The following is a 24,335-nucleotide window of genomic DNA, read 5'->3' as shown; positions in this document are numbered from 1 at the left end:
CGCCGTGTCAGCGCCTGTTCCGGGTGTCGGCTATCAGGTCAGGGTTAAGACCGCCTTGAAATGCGCCTTCCATGAGGGAGGCGCAAAGCGCGGGGCCTGTTCCGCGCGGGTCTGACCTGACAGGTGGTCCGCAGCCATCCGGTTGATTTCTTTGCGCCAAAGATAGCGGTCGGAAACATTTGCGTAAACGGGAATGTCGCCCAGAACCTCGCGATATATCGGCAGATCGTTTACCAGAACCGGCACGTTCAGCGCCGCAGCCTCGACCGGGGGCAGGCCATAGCCCTCGGCGAGGCTGGGAAAGAGCAATCCGGCGGACCCCTGCAACAGGGCGGCGACCTGTCCGTCGTCCAGTCCGGGCAGTTCATGAACGCGGGGCGGGCGGGCATCGAGGCGCTCAAAAACGGCGTGATTTTCCCAGCCGCGGCTGCCGCAGATCAGCAGGTGGGCCTCGGGGATGTCGTCCCACAGATCCAGCAGCAGAGCATGGTTCTTGCGCGGCTCTATGGTGCCGAGGGTGACGAAATAGGGGGCGGTCCACGGCCCCTGCGGGGCCTTTGTCGGCTGGCAAAGGTCCAGACCCAGCGGGGCCGAGATCATGGGCGGCACGCGGTCCGGGGCCAGATGGCGCGCAAGATCGTCCTCTGTCTGGTGCGAGTTGCACAGGATCAGATCGGCGTGGCGTGCCGTCCGCATCAGGAAATGGCGGAACCGTTCGACCGTGCCGGGGCGCTGGTACTGCGGCAGGTCCAGCGGGATGGTGTCGTGGACAAAGACCGAAACGCGCGCGTCGAGGCCGCGCAGCGCCGAAAGCACTCGGTCGGTCAGGTTGGTGTGGCCGGTGTTCACATAGGTCAGGCCGCTGGGCAGATGGCGGCGCAGCATGGCCGACAGGCGCAGCGGCAGGCATCGCGCGACGCAGAGCCTGCGCAGGTCGGCCTCGGCCCGCGCGCGCATTGGGTCAAGCCCGCGCTTGATCCGCGACAGCCGGTCCGCCGGTCCCCAGTCCTGCGACAGCACCTTGTCGCGAAACGCGGCGCAGCCGGCGACGTCCAGCAGCACGTACCCAAGCGAGGTCCGTACCAGCCCCCACAACGGCCCGTGTCGCAACATATGGGACAGATAGGCAAATTCGACCCGGTCGACCCCGGTCAAAGGACGGCCCGCCCGGCTGGTCAGCCGGGTCAGGTCCAGCAGGCGGTTACGTTTCGTAATGTCCATTATTGTGCCAGCGCCACGCATCGGCGATCATCTGCGGCATGGTCGAGCGCTGCGGCTGCCATCCCAGTTCCTCGCTTGCGCGGGTCGAGCCGGAGACCAGTTTGGTGGCATCCCCGGCGCGGCGCGGGCCATCGGTGCAGGGCACCGCCAGATTGGTGACATGGCCCGCCGCCTCGATCACCTCACGCACGGAAAAGCCGCGCCCGGTGCCAAGGTTGAAGACCCGGCTGCCCTTGCTGTCCTGAAGCCATTTCAAGCCCAGCACATGCGCGTCCACCAGATCCATCACATGCACATAGTCGCGGATGCAGGTGCCGTCATCGGTGTCATAGTCGGTGCCATGCACCGTCAGGCCGGGGCGTTTGCCGTCAATCGCCTCCAGCATGACCGGGATCAGATGGGTTTCCGGGCGGTGATGTTCGCCCACCTCGCCCTCGGGGTCGGCGCCCGCGACGTTGAAATAGCGAAAGATCACCGATTTCAGACCGTGCGAGGCGCCGAAATCGCGCAGGATGTTTTCCACCGCGCGCTTGGAGGCGCCATAGGCGTTCAGCGGCACTTGCGGGGTGTTTTCGTCCAGCACGACATTGTCATGCTCACCGTAGGTGGCGCAGGTCGAGGAGAACACGAAGTCGAGGCAGCCCGCAGCGCAGGCGGCCTCGATCAGGGTCAATGAGCCTTCGACGTTGTTGCGCCAGTAGAGGCCGGGCTTGGCCATCGCCTCACCCACTTGACTGAGGGCGGCGAAATGCATGACCGCCACCGGCTGCCACTTGGCAAAGACCTCATCCAGACGGGCGCGGTCTGACAGGGCTCCGCGTTCGAACGGGCCGAATTTGACCGCGTCCTGCCAGCCGGTGGACAGGTTGTCATAGGTGACGGGCGTAAAGCCCGCCGCCCGCAGCGCCTTGCAGGCGTGGCTGCCGATATAGCCCGCGCCGCCCGTGACCAGAACATGCGACACGGCCCTTATTCCGCTGCCTTGCGGGTCACGGCCAGTTCATCGAGATAGGCCCCAAGATCCTCCTTGAGATCGTCGCGCGCCAGACCGAAGGCCACGGTGGCCTGTAGGAAACCGGCCTTGGACCCGCAGTCGAACCTCTGGCCGTTGAAGCGGTAGCCATAGACGCCGCTGGCGTCGATTTCCTTGGCGATGGCGTCGGTCAACTGGATCTCGCCACCGGCGCCGGTCTGGGGATTTTCCAGATGTTTGAGGACATCCGGGCTGAGGATATAGCGGCCGATCACCGCAAGGTTCGACGGGGCCTGATCCGCGGGCGGCTTTTCGACCATGCCCTGCACCTTGACCATGTGGCCCATGTCCTCGGAAACGTCGAGCACGCCATAGGCGCTGACACGGTCCTGCGGCACCTCCATCGCGGCGACCATGCAGCCGCCGGTGTGCTCATAGGCCTCGACCATCTGTTGCAGACAGGGTTTTTCGGCGGCAATCACGTCGTCCGGCAGCATGACGGCAAAAGGCTCATTCCCGATCAGGCGGCGCGCGCACCAGATGGCATGGCCAAGGCCCAGCGCCTTGTGCTGGCGAATATAGGCAATCTCGCCGCTGTCCATATTGGTGTTCCGGAGGATATCCAGCAGTTGATCCTTGCCCTTGTTGCGCAGTTCTTCTTCCAGTTGGGGGGCGACGTCGAAATAATCCTCCAGCGCGCCTTTGCCGCGCGAGGTGACAAAAATGAATTCTTCAATCCCGGCGGCGCGGGCCTCATCAATTGCGTATTGCACCAATGGGCGATCGACCAGCGTCATGATCTCCTTTGGAACGGATTTGGTGGCTGGAAGAAAACGGGTGCCAAGCCCTGCCACAGGAAAGATCGCCTTGGTGACCTTCTTTGTCATTTAAGTCTCCATCTGTTCTTGCCGCTTGGCCCGTTCGGCCGCCTTTTGTGGTGGCCTTATCGTACGGGATGGCAAAAAACTTAGGTAAAGTTGTGTTCCCAATATGTCGTCGTGACGGGTGCGTGACCCGCAGAGGCGCACTATCCGCGCACTTTCTGCACTCGCATAATCTCTGATGAGAGGCGAGAAGAAAAGCGCCGCATGCGGATCGCGGGACCGTTCCGGAGGCTTTGCCCAAAAAGCCCGCCGGATTGCTGCCATATCCCTTCGGAGGTGAACGCTACCCGGTGGCGTCGGGCGCTGGGGGCAAAGAGAAACAGGCTGACGATGGCGCCGTCCGATGCGGCCTCTGCGGCCTTGGCGCGCAGGCGGGCGGCCTGCCATGGTCTGCCGCCCAGCCGCAGGCGCGGGGCGTCCGGGCGTCCGGGGTACGGAAGAAACCGCTGTTGCGGCGCGGGCAGGGCCGGGGTCGCGCCAAAGGCGCGGGCGATGCCGTCCTTGGCCCCCCGTCGCAATCCGCGCATTAGCCGCGCCACATCCAGCGGGTCCAATGGGCCGCGTTGCAGGAACCGCAACAGGCGCGCGCGCTGCCCGGCCTCAAAGGCGCGCCATGCGGTGTCGCGGTCCGGCTCCGGGCAATGTTTGCGCAGGAAAACCATCTGAGAGGCGGCGATTTCCGTCAGGTCGCGCGGGCTGCGGTCGCGGTTGCGGCGCGGGCTTTCGGCGAAACCGTGATGCACCTGCGCCAGCGGCACCAGCGCGGTGTGGTGGCCCGCAGCAGCCAGCCGCAGGTTCAGATCGGTCTCATCCAGATAAAAGCGGAACGCCGGGTCAAAGCCGCCGAGCGCGGCCAGCACCGTACGCCGCACGGCCATGTTGGTGCCTTCGGTCTTGACCGCGTGCCCCTTGGGCGGTGCCGGAACCACAGGCGCGTCACCGGTCAGGGCCAAGGGATGCGCCGTGCCGGTCCGGTCGACGCTGCGCGCGGTCCACTGAAAGGAAATGCCGTTGCGCCCGATCACATAGCCGCCCGCGCAAGCAATCTGCGGATCGCTGAACGGCCCGGTCAGGTGCCGCAACCACAGCGGTTCCGGCACCGCGTCATCGTCGATAAAGGCCACGATCTCACCGGCCGAGGCGGCAATGCCAAGGTTGCGCGCGACCGAGATATTGGCCTCATCGTAGCGGATCAGCTTGATGGTGGCGGCATCGGGCCGCGCCAGTGCCGTGTCGGCCCCGGCGGGGCAGGCGACGACGATGACCTCAAAGGGCGCGTAGTCCAGTTGCGCCACCCCGGTCAGGCATCGCATCAGGGCCGCCGGGCGGTCCCGGCTGACGATGACGATGCTGACCGGCGGGGTCATGGGCGGGCTCAGCCTTGTTTCAGATCCACACCCGGAGCGTAGGCGATGAAGAAGGGGTTGGCGAAGCCTTCCTTGCCATAGGCCAGCGCGGTGTGATCGTCAAAGCGCACCACGCGACCGCCCGCGCCATGCAGCACCGCGTGTCCGGCGGCGGTGTCCCATTCCATCGTGCGGCCAAGGCGCGGATACAGATCGGCCTCGCCGGTGGCGACAAGACAGAACTTCAGCGACGACCCCGCGCTGGTCATGTCCTTGACGTCATATTTGGCGATGTAATCGTCGGTGGCCTGATCGCGGTGCGATTTCGACGCCACGACCATCAGCGCGGAATTGTCCGGATCGGTGACCTTGATCGGCGTGGTTTCACCGGGGGTTTCAAGGTCAAAGGGACCGGTCTCTTCGACCGATTTGCCGACGCTGTCGGTGTAGAACATGCGGCCCTTGGCGGGGGCGTAGACCACGCCCCGCGTCGGCACGCCGTCCTCGACCAGCGCGATGTTGACGGTGAAATCGCCGCGCCGCTTGATGAATTCCTTGGTGCCGTCCAGCGGATCGACAATCAGAAAGGTCATGGCGGTGACGTCATGACTGTCGGCCTGCTCTTCTGTCACCAGCGCCGCATCCGGAAATGCCGCGCGCAGCCCCTCCGAGATCAGCGCATCGGCGGCCTGATCGGCAACGGTGACGGGGCTGTCGTCGGATTTGACCATGACCTCGAAATCGTCGGAGTTGTAAATCTCCATGATCTTCTCTCCGGCTTCCAGAGCCAGACGGCGCATCACGGTGGTCAGTTCGGAATAATTCATTGCAACGCTCCAACACGCGCGGCCTGCGCGGATTTATTGATTTGAAAGCTCGCGCGCCTTATGGTGCCGGACAACAAGAACAGCAAGTGTGCGGCCTGTCGCGGGCACGCATCCGGAGCAGGCAGCATGTTTCAGGTTACTCGACCCCGGTCCCGGCTGGAATCCTTCGTCTATATCCTTGAGCTGATCTACCACAATTCGGTCCGTTCGGTACGCAAGACCCATGGCAACGCCTTCATGGCGATCTTCATGAACATGTTGCAGACAATCATTTTTGTCCTCGCCTTCTATTTCATGTTCCAGATCCTCGGGATGCGCAGCGCCGCGCTGCGGGGCGATTTCATGGTCTACATCATGACCGGCGTGTTCCTGTTCATGACCCATACCAAGACACTAGGCGCGGTGTCCTCGTCCGAGGGGCCGGCCAGCCCGATGATGCAGCACGCGCCGATGAACACCGCCATCGCCATCATCTCAGCCATGGTGTCGACGCTGTATATCCAGATCCTGTCGCTGGTGGCGATTCTGTTTGTCTACGACGTGGCCTTCAATCCCTTCGTGATGGAGGACATTCACGACCCCATCGGCTGTCTGGCCATGGTCATCCTGTCGTGGTTTTCCGGTGCCGCCATCGGGCTGGTCTTTCTTGCGGTCAAGCCGTGGTTTCCCACGCCTGTCAGCATCATCTCGACGGTGTACCAGCGTGCCAACATGATCGCCTCGGGCAAGATGTTCGTTGCCAACACGCTGCCCAGTTCCATGCTGGTCATGTTCGACTGGAATCCCCTGTTCCACACCATCGACCAGTCGCGGGGATACGCTTTTGTGGATTACAACCCCCGGAATTCCGACTGGGAATATGCTTTTTATCTGAGTATCATTCTGGTGATGATTGGTCTCATGGGTGAGTTCTACACCCGCAAGCACGCCTCGGCCTCGTGGAGTGCGCGCCGCTGACGCGCCCGCTCTCCCCGCGGTTTTCCGGCGGATTTAGGGAAGAGTGAGAAGAGTGAAATGAATAAATTTGCAGCACTACTGATTTGCCTCGCAGGGGCGGCTTCGGCGCAGGAATTCCCCGCGCTTTACCATGTCACCGGCGTTGACGAGGGCGATGTTCTGAACATGCGCACACGCCCCACGGAAAACGGCACCGTGATCGGTGCGCTGGGATTCGACGCCAAACATGTGGAAGTTGTCGAAGAGGACGACGGCTGGGGCCGCGTGAACGTCGAGGGCCTGTCGGGCTGGGTGCCGCTGGACTCGATGGAACGACAGGAGGGCACCGAACTGCCCGCCGGCTATCAGTACAAATGCTTTGGGACCGAACCGTTCTGGAGCGCGACCGTGGTGGGCGAAAACCTGACATTCACCCGCCCGGACGATGACGACAAGGCGTTCAAGGTGGGCGAACTGGTGACGGCGATCAGCCGCGACGCGCCACATGCGCTGCTGGGCAGCAAACTGGGGGAGAACGTCGCTCTGGTGCTGAACCACACGCAATGTTCGGACGGGATGTCGGATTATGTCTTTGGCTTTTCCGGCTCGGTGGTGATCGGCGGGTATGACACGCAGGTCTATACCGGCTGCTGCTCTCTCGACATGAAATGATCGGGGTGGCGGGGGTGTTGCGCTGTCTGTGCGCTGTGCTGCTGCTCGGCACCGCCGCCGCGGCCCAAAGCGAGTATCCGCGCCTGCACGATGTGGCGGGCGTGGCTGCCGATGACGTGCTGAACGTGCGCGCGGGTCCGGGGGCCAGTCATCCGGTTGTCGGGGAGCTGGCCCATGACGCCCGCGCGGTCGAGGTGATTCGGGTCGAAGGCAACTGGGGTCTGGTCAATGTCCCCGAGACTGTGGGCTGGACCTCGATGCGGTATCTTGCGCCGCGCGTGGATGGCGGTATCGGCAATGCGCCGCGCCTGATCTGCGGCGGGACAGAGCCGTTCTGGGACATCGACATCCGGCAGGGCCAAAGCGCCACGGTCAAGACGCCGGTCAATTACGAGTTTGGCGATATCTTTACCGTCGGCCTCTTGCAGCGGGCGTATAACCCGCTGGAGAAATGGGTTCTGCAAGGGGCGGATGGCGCGCGTGACCTGTCGGTTGTGGTGGCCCGGAGCTATTGCGACAACGGCATGTCCGACAATGAATACGGGTTTGATGCCACGGTCATCGTGACCGGGCCAGAGGGCTATGTGCTGTCCGGCTGCTGCCACCTGTCCGAGTAGGGGCAAGGGTCCGGCCGGGTCCAAGGCTCTTCGAAGAGCCTTGATCAACGCGGTTGAAACCGCGTTCGGCAAGCGGTTTTCAAACCGCTTGACCCAAGCCGCTTCGAAGCGGCTTTCCCGCTCATGTCACCACCCGCAGTGTCAGGTTGATGCGGCCACCGTTCGGCAGCAATGTCGATGATCCGAACCGGATGCGGTCCACGCCATGATGCGCCAGCCGCGCCGCGCCGCCCATCACCACCACGTCGCCGGATTTCAGCCAGATCGAGTCCGTCCGCCCGCCGCGCGCGACGTTGCCCATGCGGAACAGCCCGTCATCGCCCAGCGACACCGACACCACCGGGCAGGTGAGGTCGGCCTCGTCCTCATCGCGGTGCAGGCCCATCCGTGCCCCCTCACCGTACCAGTTGATCAAACAGCACTCGGGCGCGCGGGCGCAGCCCGACACCGCCTGCCAGATCGCCGACACCTCGTCCGGTATGGCAGGCCAGGCGATTCCGTCCGGGTGCTGCGTGTCATAACGATAGCCGCGCGTGTCACTGATCCAGCCAAACGTCCCCGCCGCGCTCATCCGCACCGACATCGGCCCGCGTCTGGTGCGCGGCGTGAACAGCGGGACCGTGGCCAGCACCGCGCGCAGCCGCGCCACCAGTGCCTCCTGCGCCGTGCGGTCCAGAAATCCGGGGTGGATGACAAAGCCTTTTTGCGTGATCGGTGCCGTCATAAGGCGGTTGTCAAGGATTGCCCTGTAGATGCCAAGCGGCCAGAGACAGAAAACCCGAGAATTGCCGCCATCACGACGCTTGCAGCCTCAAGGACCCCTCCTTATATGTCCTCCGAACGCCGGGCACGCCCTTTGCGGAGCGTCCGGCGACAATCCTTCGGGGCTGGATGCCGTAACGGGTCTGTTGCCTCGTGATATCGCCTTGAGAATGAAAGGGATCGAAACATGGGAAAAGTGATCGGTATTGACCTCGGCACGACGAACTCCTGCGTCGCCATCATGGACGGCAGCCAGGCACGCGTGATCGAAAACGCCGAAGGTGCGCGCACCACCCCATCCATTGTCGCCTTCACCGAAGATGAGCGACTGGTCGGCCAGCCGGCCAAGCGTCAGGCTGTGACCAACCCCGAGAATACCGTCTTTGCGGTCAAGCGACTGATCGGTCGCCGCGTGACCGACGGCGAAGTCACCAAGGATAAGGACATCGTTCCTTACAAGATCGTCGACGGCGGCAACGGTGACGCATGGGTCGAGATCCGTGGTGAGAAATACTCGCCCTCGCAGGTCTCTGCCTTCACGCTGCAAAAGATGAAGGAAACCGCCGAGAGCTATCTTGGTGAGGAAGTGACGCAGGCGGTCATCACCGTTCCGGCCTACTTCAACGACGCCCAGCGTCAGGCCACCAAGGACGCCGGCAAGATCGCCGGACTTGAAGTGCTGCGTATCATCAACGAGCCGACCGCCGCTGCGCTGGCCTACGGTCTCGACAAGAAAGACGCCAAGACCATCGCGGTCTATGACCTCGGCGGCGGCACCTTCGACGTGACCATCCTCGAAATCGACGATGGTCTGTTTGAGGTCAAATCGACCAACGGCGACACCTTTCTGGGTGGCGAAGACTTTGACATGCGGATCGTCAACTATCTGGCGACCGAGTTCAAAAAAGAGCATTCGGTCGACCTGACCAAGGACAAAATGGCGCTTCAGCGTCTGAAAGAGGCGGCTGAAAAGGCCAAGATCGAACTGTCCTCGGCCACGCAGACGGAAATCAACCAGCCGTTCATCTCGATGGGCGCAAACGGTCAGCCGCTGCACATGGTCATGAAACTGACCCGTGCCAAGCTGGAAAGCCTTGTCGGCGATCTGATCAAGGCCTCGATCAAGCCGTGTCAGGCCGCGCTGAAGGATGCCGGTATCTCCAAGGATGAGATCGATGAGGTTGTCCTTGTCGGTGGTCAGACCCGGATGCCGAAAGTCATGGAAGAAGTGACCAAATTCTTTGGCAAGGAGCCGCACAAGGGTGTGAACCCGGACGAAGTGGTTGCCATGGGGGCCGCCATTCAGGCCGGTGTCCTTCAGGGTGACGTCAAGGATGTCGTGCTGCTGGACGTGACCCCGCTGTCGCTGGGCATCGAAACGCTGGGTGGCGTGTTCACCCGCCTGATCGACCGCAACACCACGATCCCGACCAAGAAGTCTCAGGTCTTTTCGACCGCCGAAGACAACCAGTCGGCCGTGACGATCCGCGTCTTCCAGGGCGAACGTGAGATGGCCGCCGACAACAAGATGTTGGGCCAGTTCAACCTTGAGGACATCCCGCCCTCGCCGCGCGGCATGCCGCAGATCGAAGTGACCTTTGACATCGACGCCAACGGCATCGTGTCGGTGGGCGCCAAGGACAAGGCAACCGGCAAGGAACAGCAGATCACGATCCAGGCCTCGGGCGGTTTGTCGGACGACGACATCGACCGCATGGTCAAAGAAGCCGAAGAGAACGCCGAAGGCGACAAGGCCCGCAAGGAACTTGTCGAGGCCAAGAACCAGGCCGAAAGCCTTATCCATTCGACCGAAAAATCGATCGAAGAGCACGGCGAAAAGGTCGATCCGTCGACTGTCGAGGCGATCGAACTGGCCTTGGCCGCGCTGCGGGACGACCTTGAAAAGGACGATGTGTCTGCTGACAAGCTCAAGGGTGGCATCCAGAACGTGACCGAAGCCGCGATGAAGCTGGGTGAGGCGATCTACAAGGCGCAGGCCGACGAAGGCAGCGACGAACCGCATGGGGCCGATGCATCGTCGGGTCCGGCGGGCGACGATGACATCGTCGACGCGGACTTTGAGGATCTCGACGACAACAAGCGGGCCTGAGGCCAGCGCCCTCGGAACCAATCTGGGGCCGGTCCGGACACCGGGCCGGCCTTTGACGTTCCGCAATGAGGAGGACAGCCATGTCCAAACGTGACTTTTATGAAGTGCTCGGCCTCTCGCGCGGCGCCTCGGCGGATGAGCTCAAGAAAGCCTATCGCGCGAAAGCCAAAGAACTGCACCCCGACCGGAACGCTGACAAGCCAGAGGCCGAAGCGCAGTTCAAGGAAGTGAACGAAGCCTATGAGGTTCTGAAGGACGCCGAAAAGAAGGCGGCCTATGACCGGTTTGGCCATGCGGCCTTTGAGGGCGGCATGGGCGGCGGCCCGCGCCATGGCGGCGGCGGCATGGGCGGCAACGGTGATTTCGCCAGCGCCTTTTCCGATGTGTTCGACGATCTGTTCGGCGATTTCATGGGCGGACGGCAGGGCGGACGCCAGCGTGCGTCGCGCGGGGCCGACCTGCGGTATAACCTGCGCGTTTCGCTGGAGGATGCCTTTAACGGTCTGCAAAAGACCATCAAGGTGCCGACCTCTGTTCAATGCGACGAGTGCCACGGATCGGGCGCGGAAGGCGGGGCGGAACCGACAACCTGTCCGACCTGTTCCGGGCTGGGCAAGGTGCGCGCGACGCAGGGTTTCTTTACGGTGGAACGGACCTGCCCGACCTGTTCGGGCCTCGGTCAGATCATCAAGAACCCCTGTAACGTCTGTAGCGGCGCAGGCCGTGTGCAGAAGGAACGCGCGCTGTCGGTGAACATCCCCGCAGGGGTCGAGACCGGCACCCGCATCCGGCTTGCCGGTGAGGGCGAGGCCGGGATGCGCGGCGGGCCTCCGGGCGATCTGTATATCTTTATCGAGGTCGAGCCGCACAAGATCTTTGAACGCGACGGCGCGGAACTGCACTGTCGTGTGCCGGTCTCGATGACCGTTGCGGCGCTGGGTGGTGACATTGAGGTGCCGACCATCGACGGCGGCCGCAGCCGGGTCAAGATCCCCTCGGGCAGCCAGTCTGGCCGCCAGATGCGCCTGCGCAACAAGGGCATGCCCGCGCTGCGTGGCGGCGCGACGGGCGACATGTTCATCGAACTGGCGGTCGAAACGCCGGTCAACCTGACCTCGAAGCAAAAGGAACTCCTGCGTGAGTTCGAATCGCTGGCCGAGGACAACAACCCGGAAAGTTCGAGCTTCTTCCGCTCGGTCAAAAGCTTCTGGGACTCGATGAAGGGGTGATCGGGTGACCCTGCGCCTCTTGGCGCGGGCGAAACCTCCAGCGGAGGGTTGGGTCAATTTACGGGCGAAGCGCCGGGTCATCCGCCCGATCCCACGTTAACCTGCTGTTCACCATGACGGGCCACGATGTCACCATGACACGTGGCCCGCATTTTTCCGACTCACAAGCCGCCCTCTTCGATCTGGATGAGGCGGCGCGCCCTGCTGCGCCGGGCACGGAAAAACTGCCGTCCTATATCCGCGACCACCGCGCGCGCCTGCGCGAACGGTTCCTGATCGGCGGGGCGGATGCCTTGCCGGATTACGAAATGCTGGAACTGGTGCTGTTCCGGGCCATCCCGCGGCGCGACGTCAAACCGCTGGCGCGTCACCTGCTGGAAACCTTCGGGGATTTCAACGGCGTGCTCTCTGCCCCGCAACACCGCCTGCGTGAGGTCAAAGGCGTCGGAGACGCGGTTCTGACCGAACTCAAGATCATTGAGGCCGCCGCACACCGGCTGGCGCAAAGCCGTATTCTGGGCAAGCATGTGCTCAGCAGTTGGGACGCGCTGCTGGACTATTGCCAGACCACCATGGCGCACCGCGACACCGAACAGTTCCGCATCCTGTTTCTGGACCGCAAGAACGTGCTGATCGCCGATGAGGCGCAGGCGCGCGGCACGGTGGATCATGTCCCGGTCTACCCGCGTGAGGTGGTCAAACGCGCGCTGGAGGTGAACGCCTCGGCAATTATCCTCGTGCACAATCACCCCTCGGGGGATCCGACACCCAGTCAGGCGGATATCGACATGACGGCGCAGATCCAGATGGCCGCGGAGGCGCTGGGGATCACCCTGCATGACCACCTTGTCATCGGCAAATCACAAGAGCTGAGCTTCCGCTCCGAAGGTCTGCTGTAGGACGGCTACTGCACCCAGACCTCGACCCGGCGGTTCACCTGCCGTCCCCATGCGCTGTCGTCGCAGGCCATCGGCAACGCCTCGCCAAAGGCCTCGACAGCGATGTCGATCCGGTCCAGATCGGCGGTCTCGGCGGCGGCCTGCACCGCCTCGCGCACGGCCTCGGCCCGCCGGTCCGCGATATCGAGATTCGCCGAGGCAGGGCCAACCCCGTCGGAGAACCCGACAAACACCAGCCGCCGCCCATCATAAAGGCCCGCCTCCATCGCCCGCGCCAGCGCCAGAACGTTGGACCGCGACTGTGCATCCAGCCGGGCAGAGCCCGCCTCGAACCGAAAGGTCACTGTCAGGCGTCGCAGCGGGGCCAGCGCCTTGACCATGCCCTGCAAGGCGGCCAACCCTTCTGGCCCCTCGGCGACGGCCACCGCGTTTGCCAGCCGGTCGCCCTGAAGATCGACGGCGATCTCTTCGGGGGACTGATCGACGAACCCGGCACGGCGGATCACGATTTGTGCGGGCGGGCTGTGGGTATAGGCCAGAAATTCGCGCGCCAGCCGAGGCAGACGCCGCGCCGGGACATAGAGGAACATCGGCGCGGTCAGCGGATAATCCTCGGTCTTGATGCTGCGCCGGGCCGCGCGCAGCCGGAACCCGCAGGGGCCGGTCATCACAAGCGGTTTGGTGTTGCCGATCTCCGAATAGCTCGCCATGCCCAGCCCGAAAGGGTCATGCGCCATCGCGCGAATGAGGTCGGGGTTGCTGTCATGCCGCACCGCGCCATCGACAAGGCTCTGCCGGGCAGGGCGCAGCAGACGGTCCTGCAGCCCCTGCACCATGCCCGATCCGTCGTCGCGCAGATGCACGGTGATGGGCGCATCCGGGCCGCCAAGCGCCGTCCAGTTGTCGATCCGACCGGACAGGATGTCGACCAGTTGGACGATGGACAGCGACCCGACAGGATTGTGCGAGGACACGATGGGCACCATGGCATCCAGCGCCAGAACCCGCGAGCGGTTGGGCTGGGTCAGGTCGCCTAACCCGGCGTTTTTGGCGGCGGTCACTTCGTCGGCGCGGATTTCGCGCAGCGCCATGACGATATCCGCCTCGTCGGCGACCAGATCGGCAAAGCCGGTGTCGGTGTTGGTGACACGAAAGGTGAACTCGCCCACCAGCGGCCCGCCACCGGCCTCACGCAGGGCATAGACCGGGTCGCCATCGGGACCGGCGGTGCGCATGGCCTCCAGCCCGTTGCGCAGGGCAAAGCCCTCGATCAGTGCGGGCATCAGGACGCGGCCCAGCGTGGCCGAGCCCGAGATTGTCACCCGTGCCACATAGCCTGTCAGCGAGGGGCAGCCGACGCCGGTGCAGGACACCCCGGACCCGTCCACGGTCAATTCGCCGAACCGCGTCTCGATCCGGTAGAATTCGCCGTCAAATCCCAAAAGCGTCCCGCTGAGCGAGATCGTTCCGTCACGTGATTTCAGCGTGACGTCCTGTGCAAAGGCGAAACCGGCCTGCACCGCAAAGAAAAGTGCGGCGAAAACCGCCGCACGCCCATTCCACATAAAATCCCCGTCACCCGCTTTTATCTTATGGCGATAGTCAGGTCTTCGACGAGGTTTTTCAACACAAGAAAGTCACCGACCGCGTCGCAGGAGGGCATATCCAGAGTCAGATCGTGGGTGCGCAGCGGGCCGCCGCCGAGGATTTGCAGCGTCTGCGCCTCGACAGCCGCGCCGCAGTTCTTGGCCGTTACTTCGGCCTCGACCGACAGCAGGACTTCGCCGCTGCGCCGGGCCGTCCCCGAGGGGAAGGAATAGACTTCGACGACAAGGGCTTCGGGTGCGTCCATCTGGCCCAGACGGGTCAGGAACCCGCCTTCGCCCTTTGCGGCGGCGGTCAGGTTGCCGGCGCTTGCGGCCCAGATATGGCCTTCGCTGAAATATTCGGCGGCAAATTCGCGTGCGTGCAGTTGCAGCCCTGCCTCGCCTTTCCACTGGACCGCCACACGGTCGTAAAACAGCAGCGAACTGACCTCTGTTGTCGCCATCGCGCCGTCGCCGCCCGCGAAGGAGGCGATAAAGATCGCCTGTTCGGCAAGCGCCGGAATGTCGACCGACAGCGTGCCGTCGGGTTGCATCACGTCGCTGAACATCATGCCCTGATGGTGCAGCGTCACCCGCTCGCTGGCATGGCAGGGGGCGGACAGCGCCAGATCGACCAGAGCACCCGCAATCGGCTCTGCGGTCATGGTGATGTCGCAGGCAAAGCCGGTTTCCTCGGGGGATTCGGGCAGTTGCGTCTCTGGCACATCGGTTTCAAAGGCGGCCTTGACCTCGACCGGGGTGTCGGGCAGCGGCTCTGCCATCGGCTGTTCCGCCGGCAGCAGCGGAACCACAAGGGCCGAGGAGGTCGGCGTGATCGACGACAATTCCAGTTGAACGTCCGCCGCCGGTCGTGCGTTCGATTGCGGCAGGCCAAACCCGTATTGCATGACGTAGCCGGTCCCAAGCGCGCAGACCAGCGTCGCGCTTCCGAGAATGTAGCTGGTTAGCCGGGCCATGACGGACTCCTGTTGCGAAAAGCTTGGGTCGTAAACTGCACAGGAAACATGGCGCGCGTGGGGCGCATCCGGGGAGTCATTTGGGCCAATCCGCGGCGGGGATACGCAAAACGCGACGCAGGGCCTTTGGCCCGCGCCGCGCTGTTCAGCCCGTCTTGCACCGCGCTCTGGTCAGGTCAGCCGACCGTGGCAATGCTTGAACTTCTTGCCCGATCCGCAGGGGCAGGCGTCATTGCGACCGGGATCGCCCCAGGTTTCCGGGTTGTTTTCGTCGAACTCTTCGGCGGCGGCACCCTCTGGCGCAACCGCCTCACCCGCCGGGGCGGCGGCGGCGGCGGCCTGTTGCAGGTTGCGCTGCATCTCTTCCTGCTGACGGCGCATTTCCTCGACCATCGCCTTTTGTTCCTCTTCGGACATCGGGCGCACCCTGCTGAGCTGTTCGGTGACCGTCTCACGCAGGCTGTCGAGCATGTTCTCGAACAGTTGGAAGGATTCGTTCTTGTATTCGTTCAGCGGATCACGCTGGGCGTAGCCGCGAAAGCCCACAACCGACCGCAGGTGTTCCAGCGTCAGCAGGTGGTCGCGCCACTTGCCGTCGATGGCCTGCAACAGCACCTGCTTTTCGATCTGGCGCATGGTCTTGGGGCCAAAAGCCTCGGTCTTTTCGGCCATCAGCTTGTCGCTGGCCTCGGCAAGCCGTTCGCGCAGCACTTCCTGATCCACGCCATCCTCATCGGCCCAGCCGATGATCGGCAGGTCGAGATCCAGCTTTTCCATGGCGGCGGCATAGAGCCCCGGCATGTCCCACTGGTCGGCATAGGCCTTGGGCGGCGCATAGATGTCGACCAGATCGTCGATCACCTCATGGCGCATGTCCGTGGTGATCTCGCTGACGTCGGCGGACTCCATGATCTCGCGGCGCTGGCTGAAGATCACCTTGCGCTGGTCGTTCATCACGTCGTCGAATTTCAACAACTGTTTGCGGATGTCAAAATTGCGGCCCTCGACCTTGGCCTGCGCGCGTTCAAGCGACTTGTTCACCCAGGGGTGAACAATGGCTTCGCCCTCTTTCATGCCCAGACCCGACAGCACCTTTTCCAGCCGCTCAGAGCCGAAAATGCGCATCAGGTCGTCTTCGAGGCTGAGGAAGAATGACGACCGGCCGGGGTCGCCCTGACGGCCGGAGCGGCCGCGCAACTGGTTGTCGATGCGGCGGCTTTCGTGCCGTTCGGTGGCCAGAACAAACAGGCCGCCCGCGTCCTTGACCGCCTGTTCGTCGCTCTTGTGCTGTTCTTCGATCTCGGACCGGATTTCATCGGGATGGCGGTCGGGATTGGCGGTGATGGCCTCCATCACCTTGAACTCGACGTTGCCGCCCAGTTTGATGTCGGTGCCGCGACCGGCCATGTTGGTGGCGATGGTCACCGCGCCCAGCTTGCCCGCGTCGGCGATGATCTGCGCCTCCTGCTCGTGCTGGCGCGCGTTCAGGACGTTGTGTTTCAGACCGGCCTGCGTGAGCAACTGGCTCAGCATCTCGGATTTTTCGATAGAGGTGGTGCCGACCAGAACCGGCTGGCCCTTGTCGTGCGCCTTGCGGATTTCCTCGACGATGGCGGCGTATTTCTCGGTGCCGGTGCGATAGACGGCGTCGTCCTCGTCGATCCGCGAAATCGGCACGTTGGTCGGCACTTCGACCACACCCAGACCGTAGATCTCGCCGAATTCCTCGGCCTCGGTGGCGGCGGTGCCGGTCATGCCCGACAGCCGGTCATACAGGCGGAAATAGTTCTGGAAGGTCACGCTGGCCAGCGTCACATTCTCGGGCTGGATGTCACAGCCTTCCTTGGCCTCGATCGCCTGATGCAGACCGTCCGACAAGCGGCGGCCCGCCATCATCCGGCCGGTGAACTCGTCGATCAGCATCACTTCGCTGTCGCGGACGATGTAATCCTTGTCCTTGATGAACAGCTTGTGCGCCCGGATCGCCTGATTGACGTGGTGCACGATGGTGGTGCTTTCCGGATCGTACAGGCTCTGCCCCTCTTCCAGCAGGCCGCGTCCGCGCAGCTGCTCTTCCAGAAACTCGTTGCCCTCGTCGGTAAAGGTGACGTTCCGCGTCTTTTCGTCGACGGTATAGTGCTCTTCGGTCAGCGCCGGGATCAGCTTGTCGACGGCGACATACAGTTCCGACCGGTCCTGCGACGGGCCGGAAATGATCAGCGGCGTCCGCGCCTCGTCGATCAGGATCGAATCGACCTCGTCGACGACGGCAAAGAAATGGTTGCGCTGGAATATCTGGTTCAACTCGGACTTCATGTTGTCGCGCAGATAGTCAAAGCCCAGCTCGTTGTTGGTGGCATAGGTGATGTCGCAGGCATAGGCCTGCTGCTTTTCATCGTCGGGCTGGCGCGGATAGATCACGCCGGTCGTCAGGCCAAGCGCGCCATAGACGTTGCTCATCCACTCGGCGTCGCGCTTGGCGAGGTAGTCGTTCACCGTGACGATATGCACGCCCTTGCCGGTCAGCGCGTTGAGATAGGCCGGGAAGGTCGCCACCAGCGTCTTGCCCTCGCCGGTCTTCATCTCGGCGATATTGCCCTGATGCAGAAAGATCCCGCCCATAAGCTGCACGTCAAAGGCGCGCAGGCCCAAGGCGCGCCGGGCACCCTCACGGCAGTTGGCAAAGGCCTCCGGCAGGAGATCGTCCAGCCGCTCGCCCTTTTCGATCCGCTCTCTGAATTCCTGTGTCTTGGCGATCAGCCCGGCGTCGTCCAGGGCTGCGAACTCCGGCTCCAGCGCGTTGATCTTTTCCACCAGCGGGCGGACCGCTTTGATCTTACGGTCATTCGGGGAGCCGAATACCTTACGCGCGATTTTTCCGAGCATGGTCTGATGTACCTGTTTCCAGCGTCAAGTGCGGCATCTGCTTGCCCGCCTCGCACATGAGCCATATGACGGAACGAAAAGACCGGCCTCGCAGAGCCTTTCGGGCATGTAAGGGGACGGCCGAACAGTGTCAACGCCGCCCAGGGACGCGGCACCGATCAAGAGGAACTACCGATGTCGAAAACCCTCATGAAACTCTCCGCCGCAGCCGTTGCGCTGTGCGTCGCATTTCCGGTGCAGGCCCAGGATACGCCCGCCGAAATCACCGTCGATACCGTGGTCGCCACGGTCAACGGCACGGACATCACCTTTGGCCATATGCTGATGGCCCGCGCCTCGCTGCCGGAACGGTTCAAGGGCGCGCCGACCACGGAACTGTGGGAGGGCCTGCTGGAACGCTTGATCCAGTACGAGGCGCTGTCGCAGTCCGACAAGGCCGAGGAAACCTACCGGGTCGCTCTGGCGCTGGACAACGAAAAGCGGGAACTGATGGCCGCAGAGGCGATGCAGACCATCGCCGACGGAGCCGTCAGTGAGGAGGCCATCGCCGAGGCCTACAAGACCGGTTATGTCGATGCCGTGCAGGGCGTGGAATACAACGCCTCGCACATTCTGGTCGAGACCGAGGAAAAGGCCAAGGAACTGGTCGCGGAACTGGAAGGCGGCGCCGATTTCGCCGAACTCGCCCGCGCCAATTCCACCGGCCCGACCGGCCCCAACGGCGGTTTGCTGGGCTGGTTCGGCAAGGGCCGCATGGTCGCGGCCTTCGAAGAGGCGGTTGTCACCATGGAGCCGGGCGACCTGTCCGCGCCGGTGCAGACCCGCTTTGGCTGGCACGTCATCAAGCTGAATGAGACCCGCGCCGTCGATGCGCCGCCGCTCGAAGAGGTCCGCGCGCAGCTTGAACAGCAGATCAAGCAGGAGGCCGTGCAGGCCTACATCAAGGATCTGGTCGAGGGTGGCGATGTGACGCGCCTCGACTACAAGGAGATCGACACCTCGATCCTCAACAACCTCGGCCTGTTGGCGGACTGACCAGATGCCCCCCCGGTCACCGCTTGCCCCCGCCGAATTTCCCGCGCTCCCGGTCATCGGGGGCGCACGGTTTGCCATCGCCGAGGCCGGTGTCCGCTACAAGGGCCGCCCGGATGTGATGCTGGCGCTGCTCGATCCGGGCAGCGTGGTGGCCGGGGTCTTTACCCGCTCCGCCACGCGGTCCGCCAACGTGCTGGATTGTCAGGCCAAAATCGGGACTGACAGCAGTGCCGGGGCGGCCATCATCGTCAACTCTGGCAATTCCAATGCCTTCACCGGCCGCGCCGGTGAGGGCTCTGTCGCGGCCATCTGCGAGGCGGTCGCCGAACAGACCGGCCTGCCTGCGACCCGCGTGTTCACCTCCTCGACCGGGGTGATCGGCGAACGCCTGCCGCATGACCGCATCACCGCCAAGCTTGCGGAACTGACCGGCAAGCTGGACGCCGCGACACTGCCGGATGCGGCCCGCGCGATCATGACCACCGACACCTTCCCCAAGGCTGCGACGGCGCAGATTGAGGTGGACGGCAAGCCGGTCAAGATCGCCGGAATCGCCAAGGGGTCCGGCATGATCGCGCCCGACATGGCGACGATGCTGGTCTACATCTTCACCGACGCCAAGATTGCGCGCGCCGATCTTCAGGCGCTGGTGTCGGAACTCAACGCCAAGACTTTCAACAACATCACCGTGGACAGCGACACCTCGACCTCGGACACGCTGCTGATGGCGGCCACCGGGGCCTCCGGCGTCGACGTGGCTTGGAACGCTGAATTCACTCAGGCGCTGTATGGCGTCATGCTGGACCTTGCGCATCAGGTGGTGCGCGACGGCGAGGGGGCGACGAAATTTGTCACCGTCCACGTCACCGGCGCGGCCTCCGAAGACGATGCCCGCACCCACGCGCTGTCGATCGCCAATTCACCGCTGGTCAAGACCGCGTTGGCCGGTGAAGACCCCAACTGGGGCCGCATCGTCATGGCGGTGGGCAAATCCGGTGCCGCCGCTGACCGCGACACGCTGTCGATCAGCTTTGGCGAGCTTTTGGTGGCGGAAAAAGGCTGGGTCGCGGAAAGCTATCGTGAAGAGGACGGGGCCGCCTATTTCAAACGCCCCGAAATCGAAATCCTCGTCGATATCGGGTTGGGGCAGGGGCAGGCCACCGTCTGGACCTGCGACCTGACTCACGGCTACATCCAGATCAACGCCGACTACCGGTCCTGACAGGGGCCAAGGCGGGGGCGATTTTTCGTCGAAAAATCGTCTCTCGCCCGCCGGGAGCACATCCATGAAGATCATCCTCGTTTCCGCCGTGGCGCTCATCGACCCGGATGGCCGGGTCCTTCTGGCGCAACGCCCCGAGGGCAAGAGCATGGCGGGCCTCTGGGAGTTTCCCGGCGGCAAGGTCGAACCGGGGGAAACCCCGGAGGCGGCGCTGATCCGCGAAGTGCACGAGGAACTGGGGATCGAGACCTGGTCCAGTTGTCTGGCGCCGCTGAGTTTTGCGTCACACACCTATAACGATTTCCACCTGCTGATGCCGCTGTTTGCCTGCCGCAAATGGGGTGGCATTGTGCAGTCGAAAGAGGGGCAGGCGCTCAAATGGGTGCGGGCGCAGGACTTGCGCAGTTATCCGATGCCGCCCGCCGATATTCCGTTGATTCCGATTCTGCGAGACTGGCTTTAGGCAACAGTCCTGCGCCGCGATGTCCGGTAAAACTGCGGCCAAGCGGTCAATCGCCCAAAATTACAGCGAGATTGCCCGAAAAGTGACCGGAATTCCGTCATTTTTGAGGTCGGGAGCTGTGGAATTGTTTCCATCGGGGCACTAAGCTTTGCGGAAATGAGACATTCGGGGGTTGAAAATGCTCAAGACGATTGTGATCGGCAGTTGTGTTTCCGTTCAGGGACTGGTGGAAAAAACCTTTCCGGACGGGCGCATTTCGGTCCGTGTCGGCAATACCGTGTTTGTCGGAAAACCGGCCTGACCGCCACGTGCGAACGGATCGGGCCATGGCCTGCATGCCCCGCGCCGGGCTCACCAATGGCCCCGGCCCGCCGGTTTCAGGGCAGGCATGACGCCGGTCTGACGTGATAAGGACTGACGTGATAAGGACTGACGTGACCGGGCCTGACGTGACCGGGTCGCCAACGTCGCCGGTGGTCCCGGATCTCGCCACGAAAAAAGGCCGGTGCAGCGCACCGGCCTTTTTCCTGTTCCGTCTTTCGCGAGGGATCAGGAGAGCGAGCGCTCGATCTCCTGCCGCTCAAAGATCTCGATGACGTCGTCGGGACGGATATCATCGTAGTTCTCGAAGGCCATGCCGCATTCCTGACCGGACTGCACCTCGGCAACCTCGTCCTTGAAGCGTTTGAGCGTCTTCAGCGTGCCTTCGTGGATCACCACGTCGTCGCGCAGCAGGCGCACACCGGCGGACCGGCGGGCGATGCCCTCGGTGACAAGACAGCCAGCAACCTTGCCGACGTTCGACACCTTGAAGACTTCCTTGATCTTGGCGTAACCGATAAAGTTCTCGCGGATTTCGTTCGACAGCAGGCCCGAAGCCGCCGCTTTCACATCGTCCACAAGATCGTAGATCACCGAATAGTAGCGGATCTCCACGCCTTTCTGGTTGGCGCTGTTCCGTGCCGGGGCATTGGCCCGCACGTTGAAGCCGATCACCGGGCAACCCGAGGCTTCGGCCAGACCGACGTCGGTTTCGGTGATGGCGCCCACACCGTAGTGGATCACCCGCACGCGGACCTCGTCGTTGCCGATCTTTTCCATCGCCTGAACGATGGCCTCGGCGGAGCCTTGCACGTCGGCCTTGACGACAATCGGCAGCTCGGAGACGTTCTCGTCTTCCTTGGCCTTTTGCATCAACTGGTCCAGCGTGGTTGCAGCACCTGCCGCCGCCCGCTTTTCCTTGGCCAGATTCGCACGGTATTCCGCGATCTCACGCGCCTGCGCCTCGGTTGCGACGACATTCAGTACGTCGCCCGCCTCGGGGGTGCCGTTGAGGCCAAGAACCTCGACCGGAACCGACGGACCGGCCTCTTTGACACGGTCGCCCTTGTCGTTGATCAGCGCGCGGACCTTGCCGAACTGCTCACCGACAACAAAGATGTCCCCCTGCTTCAGCGTGCCGTTCTGCACCAGAACCGTGGCCACAGGGCCGCGACCCACGTCCAGCTGCGCCTCGATCACGGCACCTTCGGCGGCGCGGTCGGGGTTGGCTTTCAGTTCAAGGATCTCGGCCTGAAGCGCGATGGCCTCCAGCAGTTCATCAAGGCCCTGACCGGTGACGGCGGAAACCTCGACATCCTGCACGTCGCCCGAGAGTTCCTCGACGATGACCTCGTGTTGCAACAGGTCCGTGCGGACCTTGGTGGGGTTCGCACTGGGCTTGTCCACCTTGTTGATCGCCACGATCATCGGCACCTTGGCGGCCTTGGCGTGGTTGATTGCCTCGATGGTCTGCGGCATCACGGCGTCATCCGCCGCAACCACCAGCACCACGATGTCCGTCACCTGCGCACCACGAGAGCGCATCGAGGTAAAGGCCGCGTGGCCCGGCGTATCGAGGAAGGACAGCACCGCGCCGTTGTCGGTTGTCACCTGATAGGCACCGATATGCTGGGTGATGCCACCGGCCTCACCCGCAGTCACTTTGGCGTTGCGGATCGCGTCCAGCAGCGAGGTTTTGCCGTGGTCGACGTGACCCATGATCGTGATGACCGGCGGACGGCCAACGAGATCTTCGGGTTTGTCCTCGACCTCTTTGATCACGTCCTCGACGTCGGCATCCGACACGCGGGTCACGCGGTGGCCGAATTCCTCGATCACCAGTTCCGCTGTATCCGCATCAATCGACTGGTTCTGCGTCGCCATGATCCCTGCGTTCATCAGGGATTTCACAACGTCCCCCACCCGTTCGGCCATCCGGTTGGCCAGTTCGGCCACCGTGATCGCCTCGGGCAGTTTGACCTCGCGGACAACCTTTTCACGCTGCTGAACGCCGCCCATGGCCTTTTGCCGGGCGCGTTCCTGCTTGCGCTTCATGGCCGCCATCGACTTTTGCCGACCGCCTTCGCCGCCGGTCAGCGCCTGATTCAGCGTCAGCTTGCCAGAGCGGCGGCCACCGTCGTCGCGACCGCGACCGCGGTTGCGGTTCTGGTCGTCACGTTCCGGGGCGCGGCGCGGGGCCTCCCCCTTCGAGGGTTTGGCACGGGCGGACTCATCCGCCTTGGGCGCGGGCGCTGCGGCGGCCACGGCGGCCGCCTTGGCGGCGTCCTCGGCCTCACGCTTGGCGCGTTCCTCGGCTTCGGCCTTGGCTTTGGCGCGCTCTTCGGCCTCGCGCTGTTCGCGCTCTTTGAGTTCCTTTTCGGCGCGCATCCGCTCGCGCTCTTCGGCGCGTTCCTTTTCCTGCGCTTCGCGCTTGGCGGCTTCTTCGGATTCGCGCGCCTTGGCCGCTTGCAGCGCCTTCAGGCGACGCTCCATCTCGGCATCAGAGATGCCCGCCGGGCGTTTGCCGCCCGACCCGCCAACCGGACCGCCCTTACCGCCGCCCGCAGCGCCACCGGCGCCGGGTTTGGGCACGACCACCCGCTTGCGCTTGGTCTCCACCACGACGTTCTTTGTGCGCCCGTGGCTGAAGCTCTGCTTCACGCTGCCCGAACGGGCCCCGCCACGCACACCCAATGTCTTTTTACCGTCGTTATCGCTCATGAAGTTTCTTCATCCTTTCCGGTGGCCCCTGCCACCGCGATCCGCGTCTGACACGACGCGTACACCCTTCAAGCGTTGGGCTTCCTCTACAATACGCGGCACAAGACCGCCAGAGCCAAGCGCGGCGTGTATCACAGTTTGTCGGCCAAAGGCCATGCCCAGTTCATCTGCCGTCAGCCAGCCAATATAGTTGCCACCGTATGGCGTCGACAGTTTCGACTTTCCGCGGCCAGATCCGTCTTCCGCCTGGATCAGGACCCGGGCCTCTTCGGATTGCAGCCAGGACTTGACCTTCTCATAGCCCGAGACGGCCTCGCCCGATTTCCGCGCCAGCGAGATCAGGTCCACAACCCGTTTCACCAGCATTTGCTCGATCAGATCGGCCAACCCATCCGGGGCTTTCACGGGCTGTTTCATGGCCCGGCTGAACAGCCCCTTCGCAACGGCCTTTTCTATAGCCGCGCGGTTGGCGGCTACATATAGGCCGCGTCCCGGCAATTTACCAGCCAGATCCGGCACCATGCGACCGTCAGGACCCAGCACAAAGCGGATCAGCCCATCCTTGGGCTGAACTTCGCCCGAAACGATGCACTTTCGTTCCGGTCCGTCCGAATGATCCTTGGCCTGTCCGCCCCGCGTCATGCTGGT

The 24,335-nt window shown here is 63.4% G+C and carries 21 protein-coding genes; 10 read left to right on the top strand and 11 right to left on the bottom strand.

The features are described from left to right. Positions 1 to 33: 33 nt before the first annotated feature. The 5 genes from ACN0S5_RS02415 to cysQ all read right to left on the bottom strand — a co-directional run bounded on the left by ACN0S5_RS02415 (position 34) and on the right by cysQ (position 5,251). Complete coding sequence (locus ACN0S5_RS02415) at positions 34 to 1,221, bottom strand: glycosyltransferase family 4 protein (RefSeq protein ID WP_417205612.1); 1,188 nt, start codon at positions 1,219 to 1,221, stop codon at positions 34 to 36. Further along, a complete protein-coding gene (galE, locus tag ACN0S5_RS02410; RefSeq protein WP_417205611.1) occupies positions 1,202 to 2,185 on the bottom strand; it encodes a UDP-glucose 4-epimerase GalE in 984 nt (327 codons plus the stop codon). Before galE ends, ACN0S5_RS02415 begins: the two co-directional genes overlap by 20 nt. Before the next feature lie 5 nt (positions 2,186 to 2,190). After that, entirely contained in the window at positions 2,191 to 3,081 is an 891-nt protein-coding gene (gene galU / locus ACN0S5_RS02405; protein WP_417205609.1) for a UTP--glucose-1-phosphate uridylyltransferase GalU, read from the bottom strand. 140 nt (positions 3,082 to 3,221) lie between these two features. Beyond that, on the bottom strand, positions 3,222 to 4,445 hold the full coding sequence (locus ACN0S5_RS02400) for a glycosyltransferase family 2 protein (protein WP_417205607.1): 1,224 nt from the start codon (positions 4,443 to 4,445) through the stop codon (positions 3,222 to 3,224). 8 nt (positions 4,446 to 4,453) lie between these two features. After that, positions 4,454 to 5,251 (bottom strand): 3'(2'),5'-bisphosphate nucleotidase CysQ, encoded by a 798-nt coding sequence (gene cysQ, locus ACN0S5_RS02395; protein ID WP_417205605.1) that lies wholly within the window; start codon positions 5,249 to 5,251, stop codon positions 4,454 to 4,456. 126 nt (positions 5,252 to 5,377) lie between these two features. On the opposite strand from cysQ, the gene ACN0S5_RS02390 reads away from it, so the two are divergent. From ACN0S5_RS02390 to ACN0S5_RS02380, 3 genes are read left to right on the top strand one after another with little or no spacing between them, the layout of a single operon-like run. Beyond that, a complete protein-coding gene (locus ACN0S5_RS02390) occupies positions 5,378 to 6,208 on the top strand; it encodes an ABC transporter permease (RefSeq protein WP_323767446.1) in 831 nt (276 codons plus the stop codon). Between the two features lie 57 nt (positions 6,209 to 6,265). Beyond that, the gene (locus ACN0S5_RS02385) at positions 6,266 to 6,859 is read left to right on the top strand and encodes a COG3650 family protein (protein ID WP_417205604.1); all 594 of its coding nucleotides are present in this window, start codon (positions 6,266 to 6,268) and stop codon (positions 6,857 to 6,859) included. A gap of 14 nt (positions 6,860 to 6,873) precedes the next feature. Continuing rightward, the gene (locus ACN0S5_RS02380; protein WP_417205602.1) at positions 6,874 to 7,476 is read left to right on the top strand and encodes an SH3 domain-containing protein; all 603 of its coding nucleotides are present in this window, start codon (positions 6,874 to 6,876) and stop codon (positions 7,474 to 7,476) included. A 121-nt stretch (positions 7,477 to 7,597) separates the two neighbouring features. On the opposite strand, the gene ACN0S5_RS02375 is transcribed toward ACN0S5_RS02380, so the two are convergent. Beyond that, the gene (locus tag ACN0S5_RS02375; RefSeq protein ID WP_417205600.1) at positions 7,598 to 8,200 is read right to left on the bottom strand and encodes an alpha-ketoglutarate-dependent dioxygenase AlkB family protein; all 603 of its coding nucleotides are present in this window, start codon (positions 8,198 to 8,200) and stop codon (positions 7,598 to 7,600) included. 225 nt (positions 8,201 to 8,425) lie between these two features. Between ACN0S5_RS02375 and dnaK the strand changes: the two genes are divergently transcribed. The 3 genes from dnaK (at position 8,426) to radC (ending at position 12,476) form a co-directional block, all read left to right on the top strand. Next, positions 8,426 to 10,348, top strand: coding sequence for a molecular chaperone DnaK (gene dnaK / locus ACN0S5_RS02370; protein WP_417205598.1), 1,923 nt, complete (start codon positions 8,426 to 8,428; stop codon positions 10,346 to 10,348). An 80-nt stretch (positions 10,349 to 10,428) separates the two neighbouring features. Then, complete coding sequence (gene dnaJ, locus ACN0S5_RS02365; protein WP_417205596.1) at positions 10,429 to 11,577, top strand: molecular chaperone DnaJ; 1,149 nt, start codon at positions 10,429 to 10,431, stop codon at positions 11,575 to 11,577. 134 nt (positions 11,578 to 11,711) lie between these two features. Continuing rightward, a complete protein-coding gene (gene radC, locus ACN0S5_RS02360) occupies positions 11,712 to 12,476 on the top strand; it encodes a RadC family protein (RefSeq protein ID WP_417205594.1) in 765 nt (254 codons plus the stop codon). A gap of 5 nt (positions 12,477 to 12,481) precedes the next feature. On the opposite strand, the gene ACN0S5_RS02355 is transcribed toward radC, so the two are convergent. The 3 genes from ACN0S5_RS02355 to secA form a co-directional block, all read right to left on the bottom strand. Then, entirely contained in the window at positions 12,482 to 14,041 is a 1,560-nt protein-coding gene (locus ACN0S5_RS02355; protein ID WP_417205592.1) for a phosphate ABC transporter substrate-binding/OmpA family protein, read from the bottom strand. Positions 14,042 to 14,061: 20 nt separating this feature from the next. Continuing rightward, complete coding sequence (locus ACN0S5_RS02350; protein ID WP_417205591.1) at positions 14,062 to 15,039, bottom strand: translocase; 978 nt, start codon at positions 15,037 to 15,039, stop codon at positions 14,062 to 14,064. Positions 15,040 to 15,210: 171 nt separating this feature from the next. Next, entirely contained in the window at positions 15,211 to 17,925 is a 2,715-nt protein-coding gene (gene secA, locus ACN0S5_RS02345; protein ID WP_417205589.1) for a preprotein translocase subunit SecA, read from the bottom strand. A gap of 174 nt (positions 17,926 to 18,099) precedes the next feature. Between secA and ACN0S5_RS02340 the strand changes: the two genes are divergently transcribed. From ACN0S5_RS02340 to ACN0S5_RS02325, 4 genes are all read left to right on the top strand, one after another. Further along, positions 18,100 to 18,960, top strand: coding sequence for a peptidylprolyl isomerase (locus tag ACN0S5_RS02340; protein ID WP_417205587.1), 861 nt, complete (start codon positions 18,100 to 18,102; stop codon positions 18,958 to 18,960). A 4-nt stretch (positions 18,961 to 18,964) separates the two neighbouring features. Beyond that, positions 18,965 to 20,182, top strand: a complete 1,218-nt coding sequence (argJ, locus tag ACN0S5_RS02335) for a bifunctional glutamate N-acetyltransferase/amino-acid acetyltransferase ArgJ (RefSeq protein ID WP_417205585.1) — start codon at positions 18,965 to 18,967, stop codon at positions 20,180 to 20,182. A 64-nt stretch (positions 20,183 to 20,246) separates the two neighbouring features. Further along, positions 20,247 to 20,645 (top strand): 8-oxo-dGTP diphosphatase MutT, encoded by a 399-nt coding sequence (gene mutT, locus ACN0S5_RS02330; RefSeq protein WP_417205583.1) that lies wholly within the window; start codon positions 20,247 to 20,249, stop codon positions 20,643 to 20,645. A 178-nt stretch (positions 20,646 to 20,823) separates the two neighbouring features. Continuing rightward, positions 20,824 to 20,946 carry a hypothetical protein gene (locus tag ACN0S5_RS02325; RefSeq protein WP_417205581.1) on the top strand — a complete coding sequence of 41 codons (123 nt, stop codon included), beginning with the start codon at positions 20,824 to 20,826 and terminating at the stop codon, positions 20,944 to 20,946. 248 nt (positions 20,947 to 21,194) lie between these two features. On the opposite strand, the gene infB is transcribed toward ACN0S5_RS02325, so the two are convergent. Both infB and ACN0S5_RS02315 read right to left on the bottom strand, forming a co-directional pair. Continuing rightward, positions 21,195 to 23,687 (bottom strand): translation initiation factor IF-2, encoded by a 2,493-nt coding sequence (gene infB / locus ACN0S5_RS02320; protein WP_417205579.1) that lies wholly within the window; start codon positions 23,685 to 23,687, stop codon positions 21,195 to 21,197. 9 nt (positions 23,688 to 23,696) lie between these two features. Next, positions 23,697 to 24,329: an RNA-binding protein gene (locus ACN0S5_RS02315; RefSeq protein ID WP_323767417.1), complete on the bottom strand. Its 633-nt coding sequence runs from the start codon at positions 24,327 to 24,329 to the stop codon at positions 23,697 to 23,699. Between the last annotated feature and the right edge of the window lie 6 nt (positions 24,330 to 24,335).

Source organism: Antarctobacter sp. (assembly GCF_048262615.1).
Classification (GTDB): Bacteria; Pseudomonadota; Alphaproteobacteria; order Rhodobacterales; family Rhodobacteraceae; genus Antarctobacter.
This window is presented reverse-complemented; position numbering and strand designations above follow the sequence as displayed.

What these genes read in the sequence shown, in the direction of transcription:
- dnaK (WP_417205598.1), top strand. Translation starts at nt 8,426, where the DNA reads ATGGGAAAAGTGATCGGTATTGACCTCGGCACGACGAACTCCTGCGTC.
- ACN0S5_RS02390 (WP_323767446.1), top strand. Translation starts at nt 5,378, where the DNA reads ATGTTTCAGGTTACTCGACCCCGGTCCCGGCTGGAATCCTTCGTCTAT.
- ACN0S5_RS02355 (WP_417205592.1), bottom strand. Translation starts at nt 14,041, where the DNA reads ATGTGGAATGGGCGTGCGGCGGTTTTCGCCGCACTTTTCTTTGCGGTG.
- ACN0S5_RS02350 (WP_417205591.1), bottom strand. Translation starts at nt 15,039, where the DNA reads ATGGCCCGGCTAACCAGCTACATTCTCGGAAGCGCGACGCTGGTCTGC.
- ACN0S5_RS02325 (WP_417205581.1), top strand. Translation starts at nt 20,824, where the DNA reads ATGCTCAAGACGATTGTGATCGGCAGTTGTGTTTCCGTTCAGGGACTG.
- ACN0S5_RS02375 (WP_417205600.1), bottom strand. Translation starts at nt 8,200, where the DNA reads ATGACGGCACCGATCACGCAAAAAGGCTTTGTCATCCACCCCGGATTT.
- ACN0S5_RS02385 (WP_417205604.1), top strand. Translation starts at nt 6,266, where the DNA reads ATGAATAAATTTGCAGCACTACTGATTTGCCTCGCAGGGGCGGCTTCG.
- ACN0S5_RS02315 (WP_323767417.1), bottom strand. Translation starts at nt 24,329, where the DNA reads ATGACGCGGGGCGGACAGGCCAAGGATCATTCGGACGGACCGGAACGA.
- ACN0S5_RS02400 (WP_417205607.1), bottom strand. Translation starts at nt 4,445, where the DNA reads ATGACCCCGCCGGTCAGCATCGTCATCGTCAGCCGGGACCGCCCGGCG.
- infB (WP_417205579.1), bottom strand. Translation starts at nt 23,687, where the DNA reads ATGAGCGATAACGACGGTAAAAAGACATTGGGTGTGCGTGGCGGGGCC.
- secA (WP_417205589.1), bottom strand. Translation starts at nt 17,925, where the DNA reads ATGCTCGGAAAAATCGCGCGTAAGGTATTCGGCTCCCCGAATGACCGT.
- argJ (WP_417205585.1), top strand. Translation starts at nt 18,965, where the DNA reads ATGCCCCCCCGGTCACCGCTTGCCCCCGCCGAATTTCCCGCGCTCCCG.
- mutT (WP_417205583.1), top strand. Translation starts at nt 20,247, where the DNA reads ATGAAGATCATCCTCGTTTCCGCCGTGGCGCTCATCGACCCGGATGGC.
- ACN0S5_RS02415 (WP_417205612.1), bottom strand. Translation starts at nt 1,221, where the DNA reads ATGGACATTACGAAACGTAACCGCCTGCTGGACCTGACCCGGCTGACC.
- cysQ (WP_417205605.1), bottom strand. Translation starts at nt 5,251, where the DNA reads ATGAATTATTCCGAACTGACCACCGTGATGCGCCGTCTGGCTCTGGAA.
- ACN0S5_RS02340 (WP_417205587.1), top strand. Translation starts at nt 18,100, where the DNA reads ATGTCGAAAACCCTCATGAAACTCTCCGCCGCAGCCGTTGCGCTGTGC.
- dnaJ (WP_417205596.1), top strand. Translation starts at nt 10,429, where the DNA reads ATGTCCAAACGTGACTTTTATGAAGTGCTCGGCCTCTCGCGCGGCGCC.
- radC (WP_417205594.1), top strand. Translation starts at nt 11,712, where the DNA reads ATGACACGTGGCCCGCATTTTTCCGACTCACAAGCCGCCCTCTTCGAT.
- galU (WP_417205609.1), bottom strand. Translation starts at nt 3,081, where the DNA reads ATGACAAAGAAGGTCACCAAGGCGATCTTTCCTGTGGCAGGGCTTGGC.